At 42.8% G+C, this 15,600-nt stretch carries 16 protein-coding genes and 1 tRNA gene; 5 read left to right on the top strand and 12 right to left on the bottom strand.

Features of this window, described 5'->3' with window-relative positions:
* The first annotated feature begins 167 nt into the window (after positions 1–167).
* Entirely contained in the window at positions 168–656 is a 489-nt protein-coding gene (locus tag D1367_RS07835) for an NUDIX hydrolase (RefSeq protein ID WP_181985099.1), read from the top strand.
* Here D1367_RS07835 and D1367_RS07830 read toward each other — a convergent pair.
* The 8 genes from D1367_RS07830 to D1367_RS07795 all read right to left on the bottom strand — a co-directional run bounded on the left by D1367_RS07830 (position 653) and on the right by D1367_RS07795 (position 6,964).
* Positions 653–1,387, bottom strand: coding sequence for an amino acid ABC transporter ATP-binding protein (locus D1367_RS07830; RefSeq protein WP_118165435.1), 735 nt, complete (start codon positions 1,385–1,387; stop codon positions 653–655). The two genes, D1367_RS07835 and D1367_RS07830, sit on opposite strands and share 4 nt — an antisense overlap.
* Positions 1,380–2,864, bottom strand: coding sequence for an ABC transporter permease subunit (locus tag D1367_RS07825; RefSeq protein WP_118165433.1), 1,485 nt, complete (start codon positions 2,862–2,864; stop codon positions 1,380–1,382). The genes D1367_RS07830 and D1367_RS07825 overlap by 8 nt, the downstream gene beginning before the upstream one ends.
* Positions 2,865–3,020: 156 nt before the next feature.
* Positions 3,021–4,001, bottom strand: coding sequence for a 2-dehydropantoate 2-reductase (locus tag D1367_RS07820; RefSeq protein WP_118165431.1), 981 nt, complete (start codon positions 3,999–4,001; stop codon positions 3,021–3,023).
* A 23-nt stretch (positions 4,002–4,024) separates the two neighbouring features.
* The gene (locus D1367_RS07815) at positions 4,025–4,900 is read right to left on the bottom strand and encodes an inositol monophosphatase family protein (RefSeq protein WP_118165429.1); all 876 of its coding nucleotides are present in this window, start codon (positions 4,898–4,900) and stop codon (positions 4,025–4,027) included.
* 447 nt (positions 4,901–5,347) lie between these two features.
* Entirely contained in the window at positions 5,348–5,983 is a 636-nt protein-coding gene (locus D1367_RS07810; RefSeq protein ID WP_118165427.1) for a transaldolase family protein, read from the bottom strand.
* Between the two features lie 24 nt (positions 5,984–6,007).
* The gene (locus tag D1367_RS33245) at positions 6,008–6,103 is read right to left on the bottom strand and encodes a type II toxin-antitoxin system RelE/ParE family toxin (RefSeq protein ID WP_118165425.1); all 96 of its coding nucleotides are present in this window, start codon (positions 6,101–6,103) and stop codon (positions 6,008–6,010) included.
* A gap of 38 nt (positions 6,104–6,141) precedes the next feature.
* A complete protein-coding gene (locus tag D1367_RS07800) occupies positions 6,142–6,687 on the bottom strand; it encodes a hypothetical protein (protein WP_118165424.1) in 546 nt (181 codons plus the stop codon).
* Positions 6,688–6,709: 22 nt separating this feature from the next.
* Positions 6,710–6,964: a type II toxin-antitoxin system Phd/YefM family antitoxin gene (locus D1367_RS07795; RefSeq protein WP_118165422.1), complete on the bottom strand. Its 255-nt coding sequence runs from the start codon at positions 6,962–6,964 to the stop codon at positions 6,710–6,712.
* Positions 6,965–7,180: 216 nt separating this feature from the next.
* Here D1367_RS07795 and D1367_RS07790 point away from each other — a divergent pair, with 216 nt between their 5' ends.
* A complete protein-coding gene (locus D1367_RS07790) occupies positions 7,181–9,727 on the top strand; it encodes an AAA-type ATPase lid domain-containing protein (RefSeq protein ID WP_118165420.1) in 2,547 nt (848 codons plus the stop codon).
* 648 nt (positions 9,728–10,375) lie between these two features.
* Positions 10,376–10,630, top strand: coding sequence for a DUF7219 family protein (locus D1367_RS07785; protein ID WP_118165417.1), 255 nt, complete (start codon positions 10,376–10,378; stop codon positions 10,628–10,630).
* An 11-nt stretch (positions 10,631–10,641) separates the two neighbouring features.
* Here D1367_RS07785 and moaC read toward each other — a convergent pair whose 3' ends face one another.
* Positions 10,642–11,151: a cyclic pyranopterin monophosphate synthase MoaC gene (gene moaC / locus D1367_RS07780; RefSeq protein ID WP_118171202.1), complete on the bottom strand. Its 510-nt coding sequence runs from the start codon at positions 11,149–11,151 to the stop codon at positions 10,642–10,644.
* A 34-nt stretch (positions 11,152–11,185) separates the two neighbouring features.
* On the opposite strand from moaC, the gene D1367_RS07775 reads away from it, so the two are divergent.
* Positions 11,186–11,259: transfer RNA gene (locus D1367_RS07775), tRNA-Arg, on the top strand.
* A 38-nt stretch (positions 11,260–11,297) separates the two neighbouring features.
* Here D1367_RS07775 and D1367_RS07770 read toward each other — a convergent pair.
* From D1367_RS07770 to D1367_RS07760, 3 genes are all read right to left on the bottom strand, one after another.
* Positions 11,298–12,572 carry an MFS transporter gene (locus tag D1367_RS07770; protein ID WP_118165415.1) on the bottom strand — a complete coding sequence of 425 codons (1,275 nt, stop codon included), beginning with the start codon at positions 12,570–12,572 and terminating at the stop codon, positions 11,298–11,300.
* Between the two features lie 117 nt (positions 12,573–12,689).
* Positions 12,690–13,703, bottom strand: a complete 1,014-nt coding sequence (locus tag D1367_RS07765) for a glycosyltransferase family 2 protein (RefSeq protein WP_118165413.1) — start codon at positions 13,701–13,703, stop codon at positions 12,690–12,692.
* 14 nt (positions 13,704–13,717) lie between these two features.
* Positions 13,718–14,446, bottom strand: a complete 729-nt coding sequence (locus D1367_RS07760; protein ID WP_118165411.1) for a C40 family peptidase — start codon at positions 14,444–14,446, stop codon at positions 13,718–13,720.
* 9 nt (positions 14,447–14,455) lie between these two features.
* On the opposite strand from D1367_RS07760, the gene D1367_RS07755 reads away from it, so the two are divergent.
* Complete coding sequence (locus tag D1367_RS07755; protein ID WP_118165409.1) at positions 14,456–15,388, top strand: serine hydrolase; 933 nt, start codon at positions 14,456–14,458, stop codon at positions 15,386–15,388.
* Positions 15,389–15,600 lie beyond the last annotated feature (212 nt).

Here is a 15,600-nt window from a genome sequence, read left to right as displayed (position 1 = left end):
TGCTTGATTAGTTGGTACCGAAAACAGCGATGTCTGCGACGGGCTTACGCCTACGCAAAAACTGCCGGCTGTTTTTCTTTCATTATTATCCAGATGGACAAATACTGAAGTAAATTTACATGCTATTTGCTACCTTTAGATTTTCTTTAGAAATTTTCTCTAGGATTATGGCGAATTGGTCAGACTCTTATCTCGGTAAGTTACGACAAATTGTAGGCGATCGCTTACTTCTATTATTTGGCGCACGCGTGATTATCGAGGATAATTTGGGGCGCGTTTTGTTGCAAAAGCGAAGTGATTTCAAACTTTGGGGGCTACCTGGTGGCTGTCCAGAAGTAGGTGACTCTGCCGAAGAATGTTCAGCACGAGAAGTTTTTGAAGAAACTGGTTTAACGGTTAAGCGTTTTGAAGCTGTGGGGTTTTCTTCCAACCCAGCCTATGAAACTGTAACTTATCCCAATGGCGATCGCGTCCAAAATTTCATTTTAATTTTGCGAGCCGTTCAATGGGAAGGCAGCCTCGCTTGCCTAGATGGAGAATCGCTGGCGCTAGAATTTTTTGATTTGGCAGACTTGCCTACGTTAATGCCAAACGATCGCCCTGTTTTAGAAAAGTTTCAAGAATACAAAAAAAGCGGCAAATTCCTGATGTTCTAAAGCATTTTTTCTAAGAACTGCTTGGCGCGATCGCACTGAGGATTTTGGAAAAACTCGCCAGGAGTAGCATCTTCTGCTAAAATTCCCTGGTCGAGGAACATAATCCGATTGGCAACTTCTCTTGCAAACCCCATTTCATGAGTAACGATCGCCATTGTCATTCCAGATAATGCTAAAGCTTTCATCACTTCCAGCACATCCTTAACCATTTCTGGATCTAATGCAGAGGTGGGTTCATCAAACAAAATCATCTCTGGTTCCATTGCTAATGCACGGGCGATCGCTACTCGCTGTTTCTGTCCGCCAGATAGTTTAGATGGGTACACAGACGCTTTTGGCTCTAAACCTACCTTAGCAAGCAATTCTAAGCCATGTTCTTCTGCTTTTTGCTTGTTTACTCCTTTCACCTTTATGGGCGCGTAGGTGACATTTTGCAGCACATTCATGTGAGGAAACAAATTAAAATGTTGAAATACCATCACCAAATGCTGACGCACCTTAGCGATGTTTGCCTTGGGCTTGGTAATTTCTTGCTCGTGAAAGTAGATTCTGCCTTTAGTGGGTTGTTCTAACAAGTTTATGCATCGCAAAAAGGTAGACTTACCTGAACCAGAAGGGCCTAATATAGCAACCACTTCGCCCTGATAAAACTCAGTGGAAATATCTTTGAGTACATCGAGTTTACCAAAGGATTTACATAAGAATTCCGTGCGAATTACTACATTACTCACTTTCTCGTAACCTCCTTTCTAAAGCAGATGCACACAAGGTCATACCCATTACTAAAACATAGTAGATTAACCCTGCAAATAGCAGTGGTTCAAAATAAATATACTTATTTGCACCAACGATTTGGGCGCTGCGTAATATTTCCACCACCCCAATGGTTGACACCAGCGCAGAATCTTTGAGCAATCCGATAGTTTCATTTACTAATGCTGGGAGAATATTCTTCAATGCTTGGGGCAAAATCACATCCCACATCATCAACCAATAGGGAACACCCATAGACATCGCCGCTTCACTTTGCCCTTTATCCACCGCCTGAATTCCACCTCTGATAGTTTCCGACATATAAGCGCCAGAATTCAGGGTAAAAGTTAGCACTCCAGCCTGCAATGCTGAAATGTCATAGCCTGTAAGCTGAGGTGTTGCGTAGTAAACCAATGCCAACTGTAATAGCAAAGGTGTGCCTCGAAAAACAGAGGTGTAGGCGTTAGCAACCCAGGTAAGCGGCTTGATGCCAAGAATTTTTAATAGAGACAATATTGTTCCCCAAATTAACCCCAAGGTTACAGATAATAGCGTGAACAACAAAGTTAAAGGGATTCCCCGCAGAATAAAGGGAATATCTGGAATAATTCGGGTGAAATCGAGATTTAATCCGCCTTTGGTAGGAGTTGAAGATGCAGAATTGGTGGTAATATTCTGTGAAAACCACTTGGTGACAAGTTTATTCAATGTGCCATCGTTCTTCATTTCTTGAAGGACTTTGTTAAACGGTTCTACAAAAGAAGAACCTTTAGGAAAAGCGATCGCCGATCCACTTTGCTCCTCCGAGGGAATAGTATTAAATTCTAAATCTGGGTTAGCTTGGGCAAATCCCTTAGCGACGGTATCCTCAACAATTGCTGCATCAATTCGCCCAGATTTGATTTCTTGAACTACTTCCGGCACTCTGTTGAGTTGCTTTAGCTGAATACCTGCAACTTTTTTAGCAATTTTCTGAGCATTTTGTTCCTGTATCGTTCCTAGTTGTACCCCAACCTTTTTTCCTAATAAGTCTTGGGGCTGCTTTAAGTTGCTACCTTTAGGAGCGACAATGGTATCTTTGGCTTCGTAATAAATAATTGAAAAGTCAATATTTTTCTGACGCTCTGGAGTCGGAGTCATCCCAGCCATGACAAAATCAGCGCGATTTGCTTGGAGTGCAGGAATTAAGCCATTAAAATCAGATTCCATTATTTGAAGTTTAAACCCTAGTTTTTCAGCAAGGGTTTTGGCAATATCTATATCAAAGCCAACTATTTGGCGATCGCCTCCTTTCGTATCATAAAACTCATAAGGAGGATAATCTGGGGAAGTAATCATCGTTAGTGTGTCTTTCCCTAAAGATGAGGCAGCTTTTAGAGAATTACTATGTCCAATGATGCTGATTACTAATGCTACAACTAGTATGGTTGATAGCCATAGTTTCTTTTTCTTCATGAACTTGATAATTAGATAATTTTAATTTGGCACCTGAAACGGGTAAAATTGTGGGGAATTGAGGGGTGAAATTTAAACGCAGAGGTACGCAAAGGTAAGCGCAGAGGTACGCAAAGAATTTGTTATGAATTACTGGAATGTTGTAATTAGGGACTGTCAAATTCTTATTTTGGTCGTCTCCAGCAACTTGACGGTGGCATAAATAGCATCAATATGAGGTGTGGAAATTTGAGTAAGTTTTCCCAATTCTGCGACTGCACCAACAATAGCATCTATCTCGGTGGGGCGTCCTGATTCGATATCTTGTAGCATTGAGGTTTTATGGGCACCAACATTTTCTGCCCCATTAATTCGCTGTTCTAAAGTGATGCCAAACTTTATACCCAAATTTTCTGCGATCGCTTGAGTTTCAGTCATCATTTGCCGCGCTAATTCACGGGTGAGGGGATAGCGGCAAATATCCTCTAAAGTAGCACCAGTTAAGGCACTAATCGGATTAAATGCCACATTTCCCCACAACTTGATCCAAATTTCCGTGCGAATTTGATTGCGGATTGGTGCTTTAAATCCTGCCTGTTTTAAAGTCTGTGCTAATAATTGGATGCGTTCTGTTTTAGTGCCGTCGATTTCACCAAGAGTAAAGCGATCGCCTTCAATATGCTTAATCACACCTGGTTCAATTATCTCAGTTGCCGGGTAAACCACACAACCGATAGCGCGTTCAGCACCTATATTAGCTTCAATAATCCCATCTGGGTCAACAGATTGAATCTGCGTACCTTCATACTCACCGCCATACTTGCGAAAGTACCACCAAGGAACGCCATTTTGGGCTGTGACCACCATTGTATCAGGATTGTAGAGTGCAGGGAGAAAAGGTGCGATCGCGGGTACACTGTGAGTCTTGACAGTTAAAATTACTACATCTTGTGGCCCCGCTACCTGAATATCGCTAGTTGCCAGAAATGGAGTAGCAATTTGGCCAGAACCGTCTGCCATAAGCAACTTCAGCCCATTTTTTTTAATTGCCTCCAAATGAGAACCACGAGCGATTAGCGTCACCTCTTCACCTGCTAGTGCCAGTTTTGCTCCTAAATATCCACCAATCGCACCTGCGCCAACAATACAAATTTTCATTTTGTCAAATTACTCATTATTTCTTACTCAGCACTTTTGAAGCTTTGCATCGCTTTTAGTAAGTCTTGATGAACAGATTTTGAGGCAGCTATTATTAATCCAGGCATACTATAGTTTTCACAAGTATGTAGTGGTGGTAAAGTCGAACCATCTAGAGTAGTTACAATCCAGCCAGCCTCTTTTGCAATAAAAGCGAGTGCAGCACTATCAATAAATTTACCCGATTTGATCACTGCTCCACTTAAATCGCCACTGAGAATACCATTGAGACTGGGAATTTCAATATCACTAGAGTAATCAGTTGCTATATCGATTACTTGATATCGATCTTTTAGTAAAGGTGCGATCGCATTCATTCCCCATCCCAACAAAATAGCAGGTTTGGCGGATGTTATGTGTAACGGGGCACAGGCTTCTAAACTCATCTCCAGCGCTCCTTTAAAAGCACCTTCACCTCGCAGAGCGTAAAAATAAATATTTTGAGCAGGGGAAATAGCAATTACTGCTTCAAAGTCATCCGAATTTAGAATACCGAGAATAATTTGGTAATTAGAATGTCCATCCATGTAAAACTTTGTGCCATCAATTGGGTCGAGTGTGACTAAATAATCACCTTCTGAACCGAGGTCGATAGCGCGAAAATACTTAGTATTGTTAGAACTTTCATACTCTTCACCATAAAAGCGAATATCTGGGAAAGTGCCCAGTAATACTACTTCTACCAGATTTTGAATAGCCACATCTGCATCAGTAAGTGCAGCACTAAAAAAGTTGTTTCCTTGTTCTTTGGCAGGAAGTGCAGCAATTTTTGGTTGAAGGAAATTGGCATAGGCTGCTGCTACTTTCAGATGGGGGAGTAAAGTCTCTAAAATCAGTCGAGTAGTAGGTGTTGTGGACATTGCAGCAAACTCCTTTCAGAAATTATCTACCGTTGGCAGGGCGATAGAATTCTATATCTAGACAAAATTACGGTATCATGTTGATGCAATGATACCACCGTTGTTATATTACTCTCAATACGGTTCCGTTAGGGTTTTTTGATGAAAATTCTAAATCACAAAGACGCGATAAATCGCCGTCTCTACAAAGGATTAATTATTGTACAGACGGGGATTTATCGCGTCTTTTGGCTTAACCGAACCGTATTGATATTACTCTAATCTGTGTGTCTGGTTAAGCTAGTTAAATCTCAACTGCTGCGGCTGAAAAATACAGCAGCGACAATAATCAAACCTAAAAGTGCTAAAGGAACCCAAAGATTAGGAATATCTGACAAACTCATATTTAATTACGAATTACGTTAGCGCAGCGTTAGCGAGTATTCGAGCGTCATTACGAATTACGAATTATCTTAAACCAATACCTCCTTTAGCGAATTCTTCAACAGTTTTCTGTGAAAATTCGTGAGTTGCGATCGCTTGCAACATTGCCAATGGTAAAGTCAAATGATCTGCCCCCGCTTGCAATGAAGCGGCTGCTTCTTCTGGAGATTTGATACTAGCTGCCAAGATTTCTGTATCACTGCCTTTGAGTACGCTAGCCATATCCCGCACCAAAGCAATACCATCACCTAACAACCGCGTAGCTCGATTTACATAAGCTATGGCAATTTTAGCTCCTGCTTCTCGTGCTACTGCTGCCTGTGCTGCACTGTAAATCGCTGTCACTGAACAGGTAATTTCTGGTGATAGACTCGCCACCACTTCAAAACCTAACGGTGTTGCGGGAATCTTCAAAATTGTTTGTGAACCAATAATCTCAAAAGCTTTTCTACCTTCAGCTAGCATCCCGGCTTTATCAGATGCCACAAGTTGATAGTATAACGGCCCATTTGTCAAGGTAACCAATTTTTTGAGCGTGGTTTCTGGTGGGGTATCGCTTTGAGACAACAGCGTGGGATTTGTGGTAATGCCCTTCACCCATCCCCAAAGTTTAACAACTTCAGCTTCCGATGCGATCGCTGAGTCTAGATATAATGCCATAATTCCTTTCCCTTAATGGTTTCGCTATAACTCTGCATTCATATCTCGTGCGCTGTGAAGTACACGAAGCACTACAACGGTTTCGTCTTGAATGGTAAAAAGAATTCGGTATAGTTCCAAATTGCATAGTCAAATATAGTCAGACTTATGCGATTCAGCTAAAAGCCAACTCTACTTTTAGCATGGACACGCTTGAATAGTGGAGTTATCCGCCTTGGATGTACTACCAGACATCCCCTATCCCTTAGAATAGATTTGAGACAATCAAACCCTTCAGGATTACTTTTTCTGCCGATGTTGTACCCTGCCTGGACATCGGCATGAATCTTCAAACCATTTTTACTCACGTACCACGCACGTTTTACACGCCTTCCTGAGAATACGTGCTTTACCTTATTGTTAGGTTGGTATGTTGGGATAATGTCCCAATCAATAAAAGATGCCTTGTAGTAAGCGATCCAAGCGTCTGCATTCTGCTTTAAAACAAGTTGCGCTACTTTGGCTGGTAAGGCTTTGTAGTTCTCGTTTTGTTTAAATAATGTGTCTAAACTAGCTTGTGTTTGAGTTCCCCACCCGTAGAAAAAACCTTGACGTTGGGTGAATTGAGCCGCGTTGTAAAGAAGACGTGAAATAGTGCTTATGTCACTGCAATAATCAAACCATTCATGTCCTTCTTTGATTATGTGCTTTTCTACTTGAGGCATATTATTGATTTGCCGAACAAGATTATTCTACATGAGCAGGCTCCCCTTTTCCTGCTTTCATCTCTTCAAGTGCCATCTTAACCGCCTCAATGGTCTCAACCCTTTCAACAAGCTCTAGAAGTTTCTGGTACGATTCTACATCCTGCACAACAAGTTCAGCTTTACCATTAACGGTCAGCACTATCGGCTGTCCAGTCTCCCGTAGCTGTTCCATAAATTCTGTGGTGTTCCGCTTAAAGTTTGAAAGGGAATTAATACCCTTACTGATATTCAACATGAAACCTCCTATGCATAAAATTTAGGAAACGTCACTAAATTTGCATCAAATTTAGTTTACGCTGAATACGAGTGTAATGCAAAAGTTTTTAGCTTAATAGCAAGAACAAACATTGCACATTGTGTATTAATACACAACAACTGAATACAGATATTTTGACATACCCTTTCAAGGATAATTCTGGTTATACATAACAGCCTACACGGAGAAATTAATATGACATCTCCAGAAACGGTTACATGGCTAAAAGAACGCACGTCTTTAGGAATTCTCTCATCTGAGGTGTTAAATGCGATCGCACAAGTAATTGAAGAACAAGTAGTGAGTGCCGAAACTGACTTAGTTAGCGAAGGCACTCCTCCAGAAGCCCTTTATATTCTTGTAGAAGGTCAACTCGAAAGCAATACCACCAATCAAACCAACCCAGCCTTAGCTTGTGGATTCCTCCCCGGTGCAGTGATTGAACTTAAAGAATTATTGTTGGATGAATTAACTCCATTCACAATTACTACGGTGACAGATTGTCATTTGTGGGTTGTCCCTGGTGATAAATTCCATGAATTAGCTACCCAATACCCCGAAATTGCTCAGGCTTTTTCCCGCCAATTGGCTCAAGAACTAGCTCAGGTAACATCTGCACTTGGCTATGAACAAGAACGTTCCGTAGCTTTGCGACCATATTTAGTTACCAAAGCGCAACGCGGAATTGTCGGTACAAGTCGTTATGCGGTGAGGCTGCGCGAGCAAATTCGTTTATCGGCGGCTGACCGCAAATCTGTGGATATTTTTGGAGAACCAGGGTTAGAAAAGGACAATATAGCAGCCCTTATCCACTTTGGTTCTCCAAAACGACGAGAACCAATTATTAAAGTAAATTGCGGGATTCTGCAAACTAGCGGTGCAGATTTATTCGGTCGGGCTGGCGGTAAACCAGGATTGTTGGAATGGTTGGGAGAAGGTACTTTAGTTCTTAACAATATCCAAGAATTGCCCGAAGAATTATTACCTGCCGTGACGCAGTTGCTCAAAACTGGCACATATACCCCCGTCAGCCGTTCAGGAGAAGCAGCAGTTGAACCTCGTCCCAGTAAAGCCAGAATTCTGATTGTTTCCGAAAAAACTCAGCCGACAATTGAACGTTCTGTTGGTCACATTATTAAAGTACCACCGCTACGGGTGCGGAAAGCTGATATTCAGGCACAGGTTGAATATTATACTAGTCTCTACGTTCGAGCTAGAGGCGTTCCGAAACCGCACATCACCCCAGAAGCTTTGCGTCGCCTCCAGTCTTATGATTTTCCTGGCAATCTCAAGGAATTAAAAAATCTGGTAGAAAGAGCGATCGTGCAAGCGGAGGGTGCTAATGAATTAACAGAAGAAATTTTCTGGCCAGCCGAAACGAAGAAAAAACGATTTCGGGTGAATCTGTTAAATGCCTATCCTAGTTTGCGGCAGTTTTTACGGAGTCCCTGGTGGCCCGATCGCATTAACTATGGTTTTACTGCAACGGCTTTTGCGATTATTGTTGCAGTCTTATTTATTGGGCCACAAACCCGCGATCGCAATTTCGTATTAAATCTATTTTGGGCTTGGTGGTGGCCTTTCTTCTTATTTCTCTTTCCCTTTTTAGGACGTATCTGGTGTTCTGTTTGTCCCTTCATGATTTACGGGGAAATTACCCAAAAGTTATCTCTGTGGCTATGGCCTCGACAACTCAAGCGCTGGCCGAGACAGCAAGCTGAGAAATGGGGCGGATGGTTCATGTTTGGTTTGTTCACCCTAATTTTTTTATGGGAAGAACTCTGGCATTTAGAAAATACCGCCTACCTCAGCGCTTGTTTGCTGCTGTTAATTACGGCTGGGGCGATGATTTTCTCGGCTCTTTTTGAGCGGCGATTTTGGTGTCGTTATCTCTGTCCCATCGGCGGGATGAATGGTTTATTTGCCAAACTCTCAATGACGGAACTTCGCGCCCAGCAAGGTATTTGTTCTGCCAGTTGCACCACGTATCAGTGCTATAAAGGTGGGCCACAAAAGGGCGAAGGTATGGAAACTAATGGATGTCCTTTATACTCCCATCCAGCACAATTGGAAGATAACAGAGATTGTGTACTCTGCATGACTTGTTTGAAAGCCTGTCCCCATCGTTCCGTTGAGTTTAACTTGCGTCCCCCTGGTATTGAACTGTGGACAACTCATGTACCCCGCACCTATGAAGTAGCATTATTGTTTTTGCTATTAGGTGGGATATATCTACATCGCTTGCCAGAATTGCAATCTTGGTTAGGGTTACAACTGGATTTAACTCAGTTTTGGCAGCACTTGGGATTATCGCTGCTAGTGTTAATTATCCCAGCGATTTTTACCTTTGGGGCTTATGGCTTGCTGCAAGTGTTCAACAAGCGTAAGTCTCGATCATTTGTAGAACTTGCTTATGGCTACCTACCATTAGTGTTGGGGGGAAACTTGGCTCACTATCTGCGTTTGGGCTTAGGCGAAGGCGGACGGATTTTACCCGTAACCTTTGCTACTCTCGGTCTGAGTGGTGAACAATTGCCAATATTGGTTGCTCACCCGGCTGTGATTGCCTTTTTGCAAGGTGCAACGATAATGTTCTCAGTGTTAATGACTATATTATTAACGCAAAAGATTGCCAAGCGACCATTGCGTACACCGAAGGGGTTAGCGAAGCTATCGCTCATGCCGCAACACCTAGCAGCGATCGCTTTAGCAGTTAGTATGTGGGCGATTATCGTGTTTTGAGCTTTACATATAGCGATCGCAACAATACGGTTCGGTTAACATGTTTGTCCCCCGAAGATCCCCCAATTTATCGGGGATCGCCGCAGGCGGGGGATCTTATCCGAACCGTATTGGGAGTGATGATACAGCAGATTTCAGGTAAATGAAGTACATATATAAAACCCAAAACCTTGTAGAGACGTAGCAGTGCCAATACTGCTCGGTTAAGCCTAAAAAATAAAAATATGTAGGTTGGGTTGAGGAACGAAACCCAACATTTTGCGGGATTTGTTGGGTAACGCATTGCCTCAACCCAACCTACAAATATTCAAAACCTACGCAGTATTGGTAGCAGTGCTACGTCTCTACGTATATTTGATTAGAGCGCTGCTGTATATAACCCAAGTGAAGGTCAGTCAATTAAAGCCAGAACATTGGCTATAGTTGCTGTTACCTATGCCCAGATGGGACAAAAGGATAAATCCTCCAAACTAAACTTTGTAACTTTTTTCAACTGGATAATGATTTCTGTCTTCTTACAGTAGCCATATAAATATATTTTTAATTACAATATGAACTTATTCTGGAATTGAAATTTTATAGTGTGTAATTACACGTAGAAAAAATCAAGACTAGAACTCTTAATAAAAAATTACAGACAACAAACTAATGACACAGTTTAATTCGCAAGACAAAAATAGCTTTCTTTACCCTCGTAGCCGATATTATGGTAATTTCCAGCCAGAAACCTTAGCATTTAATGCCAACCTCCAAGAATTTGCCCAAAAAATTAGTTACATCACTTGCCTAGAAACAGGTGGAAAGCTGTCTCCAGAAGAAGCCTACGAGCAAATTAGGGGGCTTTGGAAACAGTTGAAACACAGCAAAAAGCAACTGGCTATTGGTGGAAATAAAGAAATTTAACTTTTTTAGGCTTATTGCTCTGGTGAGGAATAATCTGCTGATTTACCGCCACTCTTACTAATTAAACGAATTGATTCAATTTGAATCGACTTTTCTAAGGCTTTTGCCATATCGTATAAAGTCAGGGCAGCCACAGAAACGGCAGTTAGGGCTTCCATCTCGACACCAGTTTCAGCTTTAGTTTTGACTGTGGCTTGAATTTGATAACCAGGTAGTTGGGGATCGGGTATAATTTCGACTGCGATTTTTTGTAAAGGCAACGGATGACACAGAGGAATTAAATTGGCTGTTTGCTTGGCTGCCATAATCCCAGCCAATCTTGCAGTTGCCAACACATCCCCTTTTGGGACATTTCCGGCTTGAATGGCAGCGAAGGTGGCTGGCAGCATCCGCACATTGGCTGCGGCTACTGCTTGACGGATGGTAGGTGCTTTATCAGACACATCTACCATCTGCGCCTGCCCTTGGCGATCTAGATGGGTTAAGTTGGCAAAATTAGATGGAAAATTATCTTGCGCCATTTGGTTAGAACGTGTTAACATAGATTGTCGGTGAGGGCGTGTAGCTCAGTGGACTAGAGCACGTGGCTACGGACCACGGTGTCGGGGGTTCGAATCCCTCCTCGCCCGTTTTTAAAAGTTAAGAGTTGAAAGTTAGGAGTGAGGAGTTAAAGTTCCTCGCTCCTAAGTTTTAAGTTTTTCAAGGCGTAGTCATCTGGAGCTAGACCTAGTGCAAAGCGCAGGGAGTTGGATAGGTTTTTGCTCGACTGGGTGAGGAAAAGGACAAGTGCAATAGAAGTGATCGCAGCACCGTAGCCAAACATATCGCGGTAGCCTACCCGTTCGGCGATGATACCCAGAATCGGAGCAGCGATCGCAATTCCCATATCAAGCCCAGCTATACATATAGCAAAAACTTGCCCCCGTTCTTGCGGTATTGACCGATCTGCCATCATCGTGACCATCATCGAGATGAGTGTACCACCACCAGCACCTTCAGCGATCGCAGCTAGTAAGAAAAACATCACGCTGTGAGCCTGCCACAGCAGTATTAAGGCTAAAACGTAGCAAAAAATACCAAAGGTGATAAACAAACCACGACCAAAGCGATCGCTCGCCTTACCTGCAAATACTCTGATACTAAAACTAGAAATTGCCGAAGCTGTAAAAAACAGTCCGCCATTGAAGTCCACATCAGTGGATTTGAGGAATAACGACACAAAGGTATGTACAGCACCGATAGATAAACCAACCAACAACATAACTATCGTTGGAACTTTTACCCGTGGACTGCCCAAAATTTGCCAAAAGTTAGGTAGGCGTAGCCCGTCGTAGACATCATTTCCCTCTGTTTGCTGTTGTGTCTGCACTGGCGGATTGATGACTTGTACAATCTCCAAGAGAGCGATAAAACCCAATTCGGCACAGAAGAGAAATAATATCCCGTAAGTACTTGTAGCTTCCAAATATCCACCCAAGGCAGGGCCAATTGCTAAACCAAGGGGAGTTGCTAAGGTCATGTAACCAATGATTTCGCCACGAGTTTCACTGGGAGCTAAATCTGCGACTAAGGCACTGTAGCCAGTGGTAAAAGCGGCAACACTAATGCCGTGAAAAATCCGCACCAGGATTAATAGCCCAATTGATTTGGTTGCCAAGTAACCGAAGGGTGCGATCGTAGCTACTATCGTACCAATCAACAAGACAATTTTTCGACCACGTTCATCGGCTAACCGTCCTAGCATCGGGCGAGATAGCAATAAGCCAATGGCGAAACTGCCCATCACAATCCCAATTTCTTGCTTACTTGCGCCCACATCATCGATGTAAAGTGGTAGGGTTGGTAAGAGCGAAGACATGCTTGACCAGAATAATAAACCTGCCGTAAATAAAATTAGCAGGTTGCGCCGCAGTTCGGCGTCAAAGGTATTAAATGCTTTCAAAGTAGATGCAATGTAATTGTCAATAGTTAGGAGTTAGGAGTTAGGAGTTAGGAGTTACAAGAATTCTTTCCCCAATTCCCAATGCCCAATGCCCAATGCCCCATGACCATTGTTACCTTACTTAATATTTTTTGCTACTACCTCTCGCACGCGATAGATAGGCCGTCCTTGGGATTCGTGGTATGTACGCATGAGTAATTCTGCTAAAAGACCAAAGCAAAATAACTGTACTCCAGTTACCAGTAGGAGAACTGCTAAAATTAGCAAAGGGCGATTGCCAATCATCTCACCTAAAGCTAATTTGACGAAAGTTAAGTAAATTCCGATCGCAGTTCCCGAAACCATTGATATCAAGCCCAACAGCCCAAAAACGTGCATTGGGCGGGTGAGGAATTTTTTCATAAACAGGATGGTTAACAAATCCATCAATACGCGGAATGTCCGCCAAATCCCATATTTACTGCGACCAAAGCGACGGGCGTGATGGCGCACGGGTACTTCAGTAATTCTAGCTCCTTCGATGTACGCCAAAGCTGGCAAAAATCGGTGTAATTCTCCGTAGAGGTTCATATCTGCCAACAGTTCTGCACGATATGCCTTCAGTGAACAACCATAGTCATGAATATTCACGCTAGTAGTATAGCGAATTAGCCAATTGGCAATTTTGGAAGGAAGTAACCGATTTACAGCCCCATCTTGGCGTTTTTGCCGCCAACCACTTACCAAATCATAACCCTCATCCAGCTTTGCTAATAACATGGGGATATCAGCCGGATCATTCTGGAGATCAGCATCTAAAGTAACGATCGCTTTACCGACTGCATAATAAAATCCAGCAGCCATCGCCGCAGTTTGTCCGTAGTTGCGACGCAAAATCACCGCCTTTAAATCAGTACGGATTTGCGCCTGTTCTTTAAGAAAATCCCCAGAACCATCTGTAGAACCATCATCCACACAAATGATTTCATAATTTATCTGACTAGAAGATAAAGTAGATGCGATCGCTTCTAGTAAAAGCGGCAAACTTTCCACCTCGTCATGTATTGGTAGCACCACCGAAACATCTGGGACAATAGCCGAAATCGCCCCATTCTCCTCACTCAACCCTCGATCAACTAACCCACTCCTCATATATCTCTGTGCCCTCAGCGTCTCTGTGGTTCGTAACTCTTGATAACTCTACCAGCACCTCGCAGCTGCTGATAATACGACTGACTAACAGCATCTCCCTGTTCCGAGAGAATATCAATTCCAATCCCATCCCGTCCCTGATCTTTCCCAGAACTATGAATGTAATAACCATCCGCCAAATAAAGCCCGACATGGGTGGCTTTTTGGCTAGTTCCAAAAAATACCAGATCCCCGGCTGTTAATTCTGCAATAGTAATTGGCTGAGTGAACCCTTCCTGCTGATACGCATCTCTAGGTAGCCAAATACCCACCGAAGCAAACGCCGCCTGCATCAACCCAGAACAGTCATAATTTGGCCCAACCGTACCACCCCAAAGGTAATAATTAGATTGTTGCATCGCTTTTTGGGTAAAGGCGATAACCTCCGCTAGCAGTTTTTTAATTTCAGATTCAGAAAATGTTGCAGCCTGATAATGTACAGTAGCAGATTGTAATGAATCAAAATCTGAAAGGGATACCCATCCGGGATAGTCATCTTCACACAAATACACCTCAACCGCTAAATTTTGATGATTTGATGTTACCCATAAATGTCGCCCAGATGCGGCTTGAGTTGCTAAACGCGTACATTCAGGAGAATCATATAAATTCAGGTCAGCTAAACACTGATACTCCCCTGATTTTGGATTTTGGACTTCGGTTTCGCTCAGTCGAACCATTTTGGATTTTAGATTAAAGGACATTACTAAAGAATGATTTTTTTTAATAAAGACGAACAACTGGAAAATCTTGGCAATGGCATTTTAGATGCAACTTGGGCAGAATTTCCGACCTTAGCCCGGAATCAAATAGCCCTGACTTGGGTTGTTTACGATCCACCAGTGCTAGTAAATACTGGTGGTGCGTTGACTCCCAACGCTTTTTGGGATCATCCAGTTCGTGGTTTCACTTATCGCGGTGTTGAACGAATTTATCCCGCCAGTGTAGTCAAGCTATTTTACCTAGTGGCGGTAAACGAATGGCTAGAAAAAGGGATGACTAACACTTCCAAAGAGTTGGAAAGAGCTTTGCGCGATATGATTGTGGATTCTAGCAATGATGCTACCAGTTTGGTTGTGGATATTTTGAGTGGTACCACATCAGGGCCAGAATTACCAACCGGGCCCTTTGAAACCTGGAAATATCAGCGTAATATTGTTAACCGCTATTACCAATCATTGGGTTGGGAAGAAATGGAGACGATTAACGTCTGTCAAAAAACTTGGGGTGATGGCCCTTATGGACGAGAACGGGCGTTTGCGGGAGAGTTACTGGAAAATCGCAATATGTTAACAACAAATGCGATCGCTAGGTTACTACATAGTATTGTAGGTGGGGTGGCGGTTTCAAGTGGGCGATCGCAAGCAATGATGGCTTTACTCAAACGTAATCTCAACGATTTACCCACTGACACTGAAGAAAATCAGGTGACAGGTTTTTTAGGTAGTGGACTCCCTGAAAATGCTCAAATTTGGTCAAAAGCAGGTTGGACAAGTCAAGTTCGCCATGATGCCGCATATATTGAAATACCAGAACAACGCCCTTACCTCTTAGTGGTATTTACTGAAGGTAAAGCCCAGGCTAAGAGTCGGGATATTTTGCCCTTTGTTTCTAAACTAATTGCCGATGCGATCGCTAGTCTATAATCCAATACAGTTCAGTTCAGGGAACTCCAAAAAATAAATTATCTAATTTTGTGGGGTGGGCATCTTGCCCGCCATATAAACTGGGCGGGCGAGATGCCCACCCCACAATCAATAATTGAATATTTTTTTATTTGGAAGTCCCTAAGCATTTCTTCCTTCTCTTTGCGTCCTTGGCGTCCAACTCTTACGAGACGCTACGCGATGGCGGTTCG

The sequence above is a fragment of the Nostoc sphaeroides genome, assembly GCF_003443655.1.
Lineage (GTDB): Bacteria > Cyanobacteriota > Cyanobacteriia > Cyanobacteriales > Nostocaceae > Nostoc > Nostoc sphaeroides.
The sequence above is the reverse complement of the archived record's forward strand: the minus strand, read 5'-3'. Positions and strand labels throughout refer to the sequence as shown.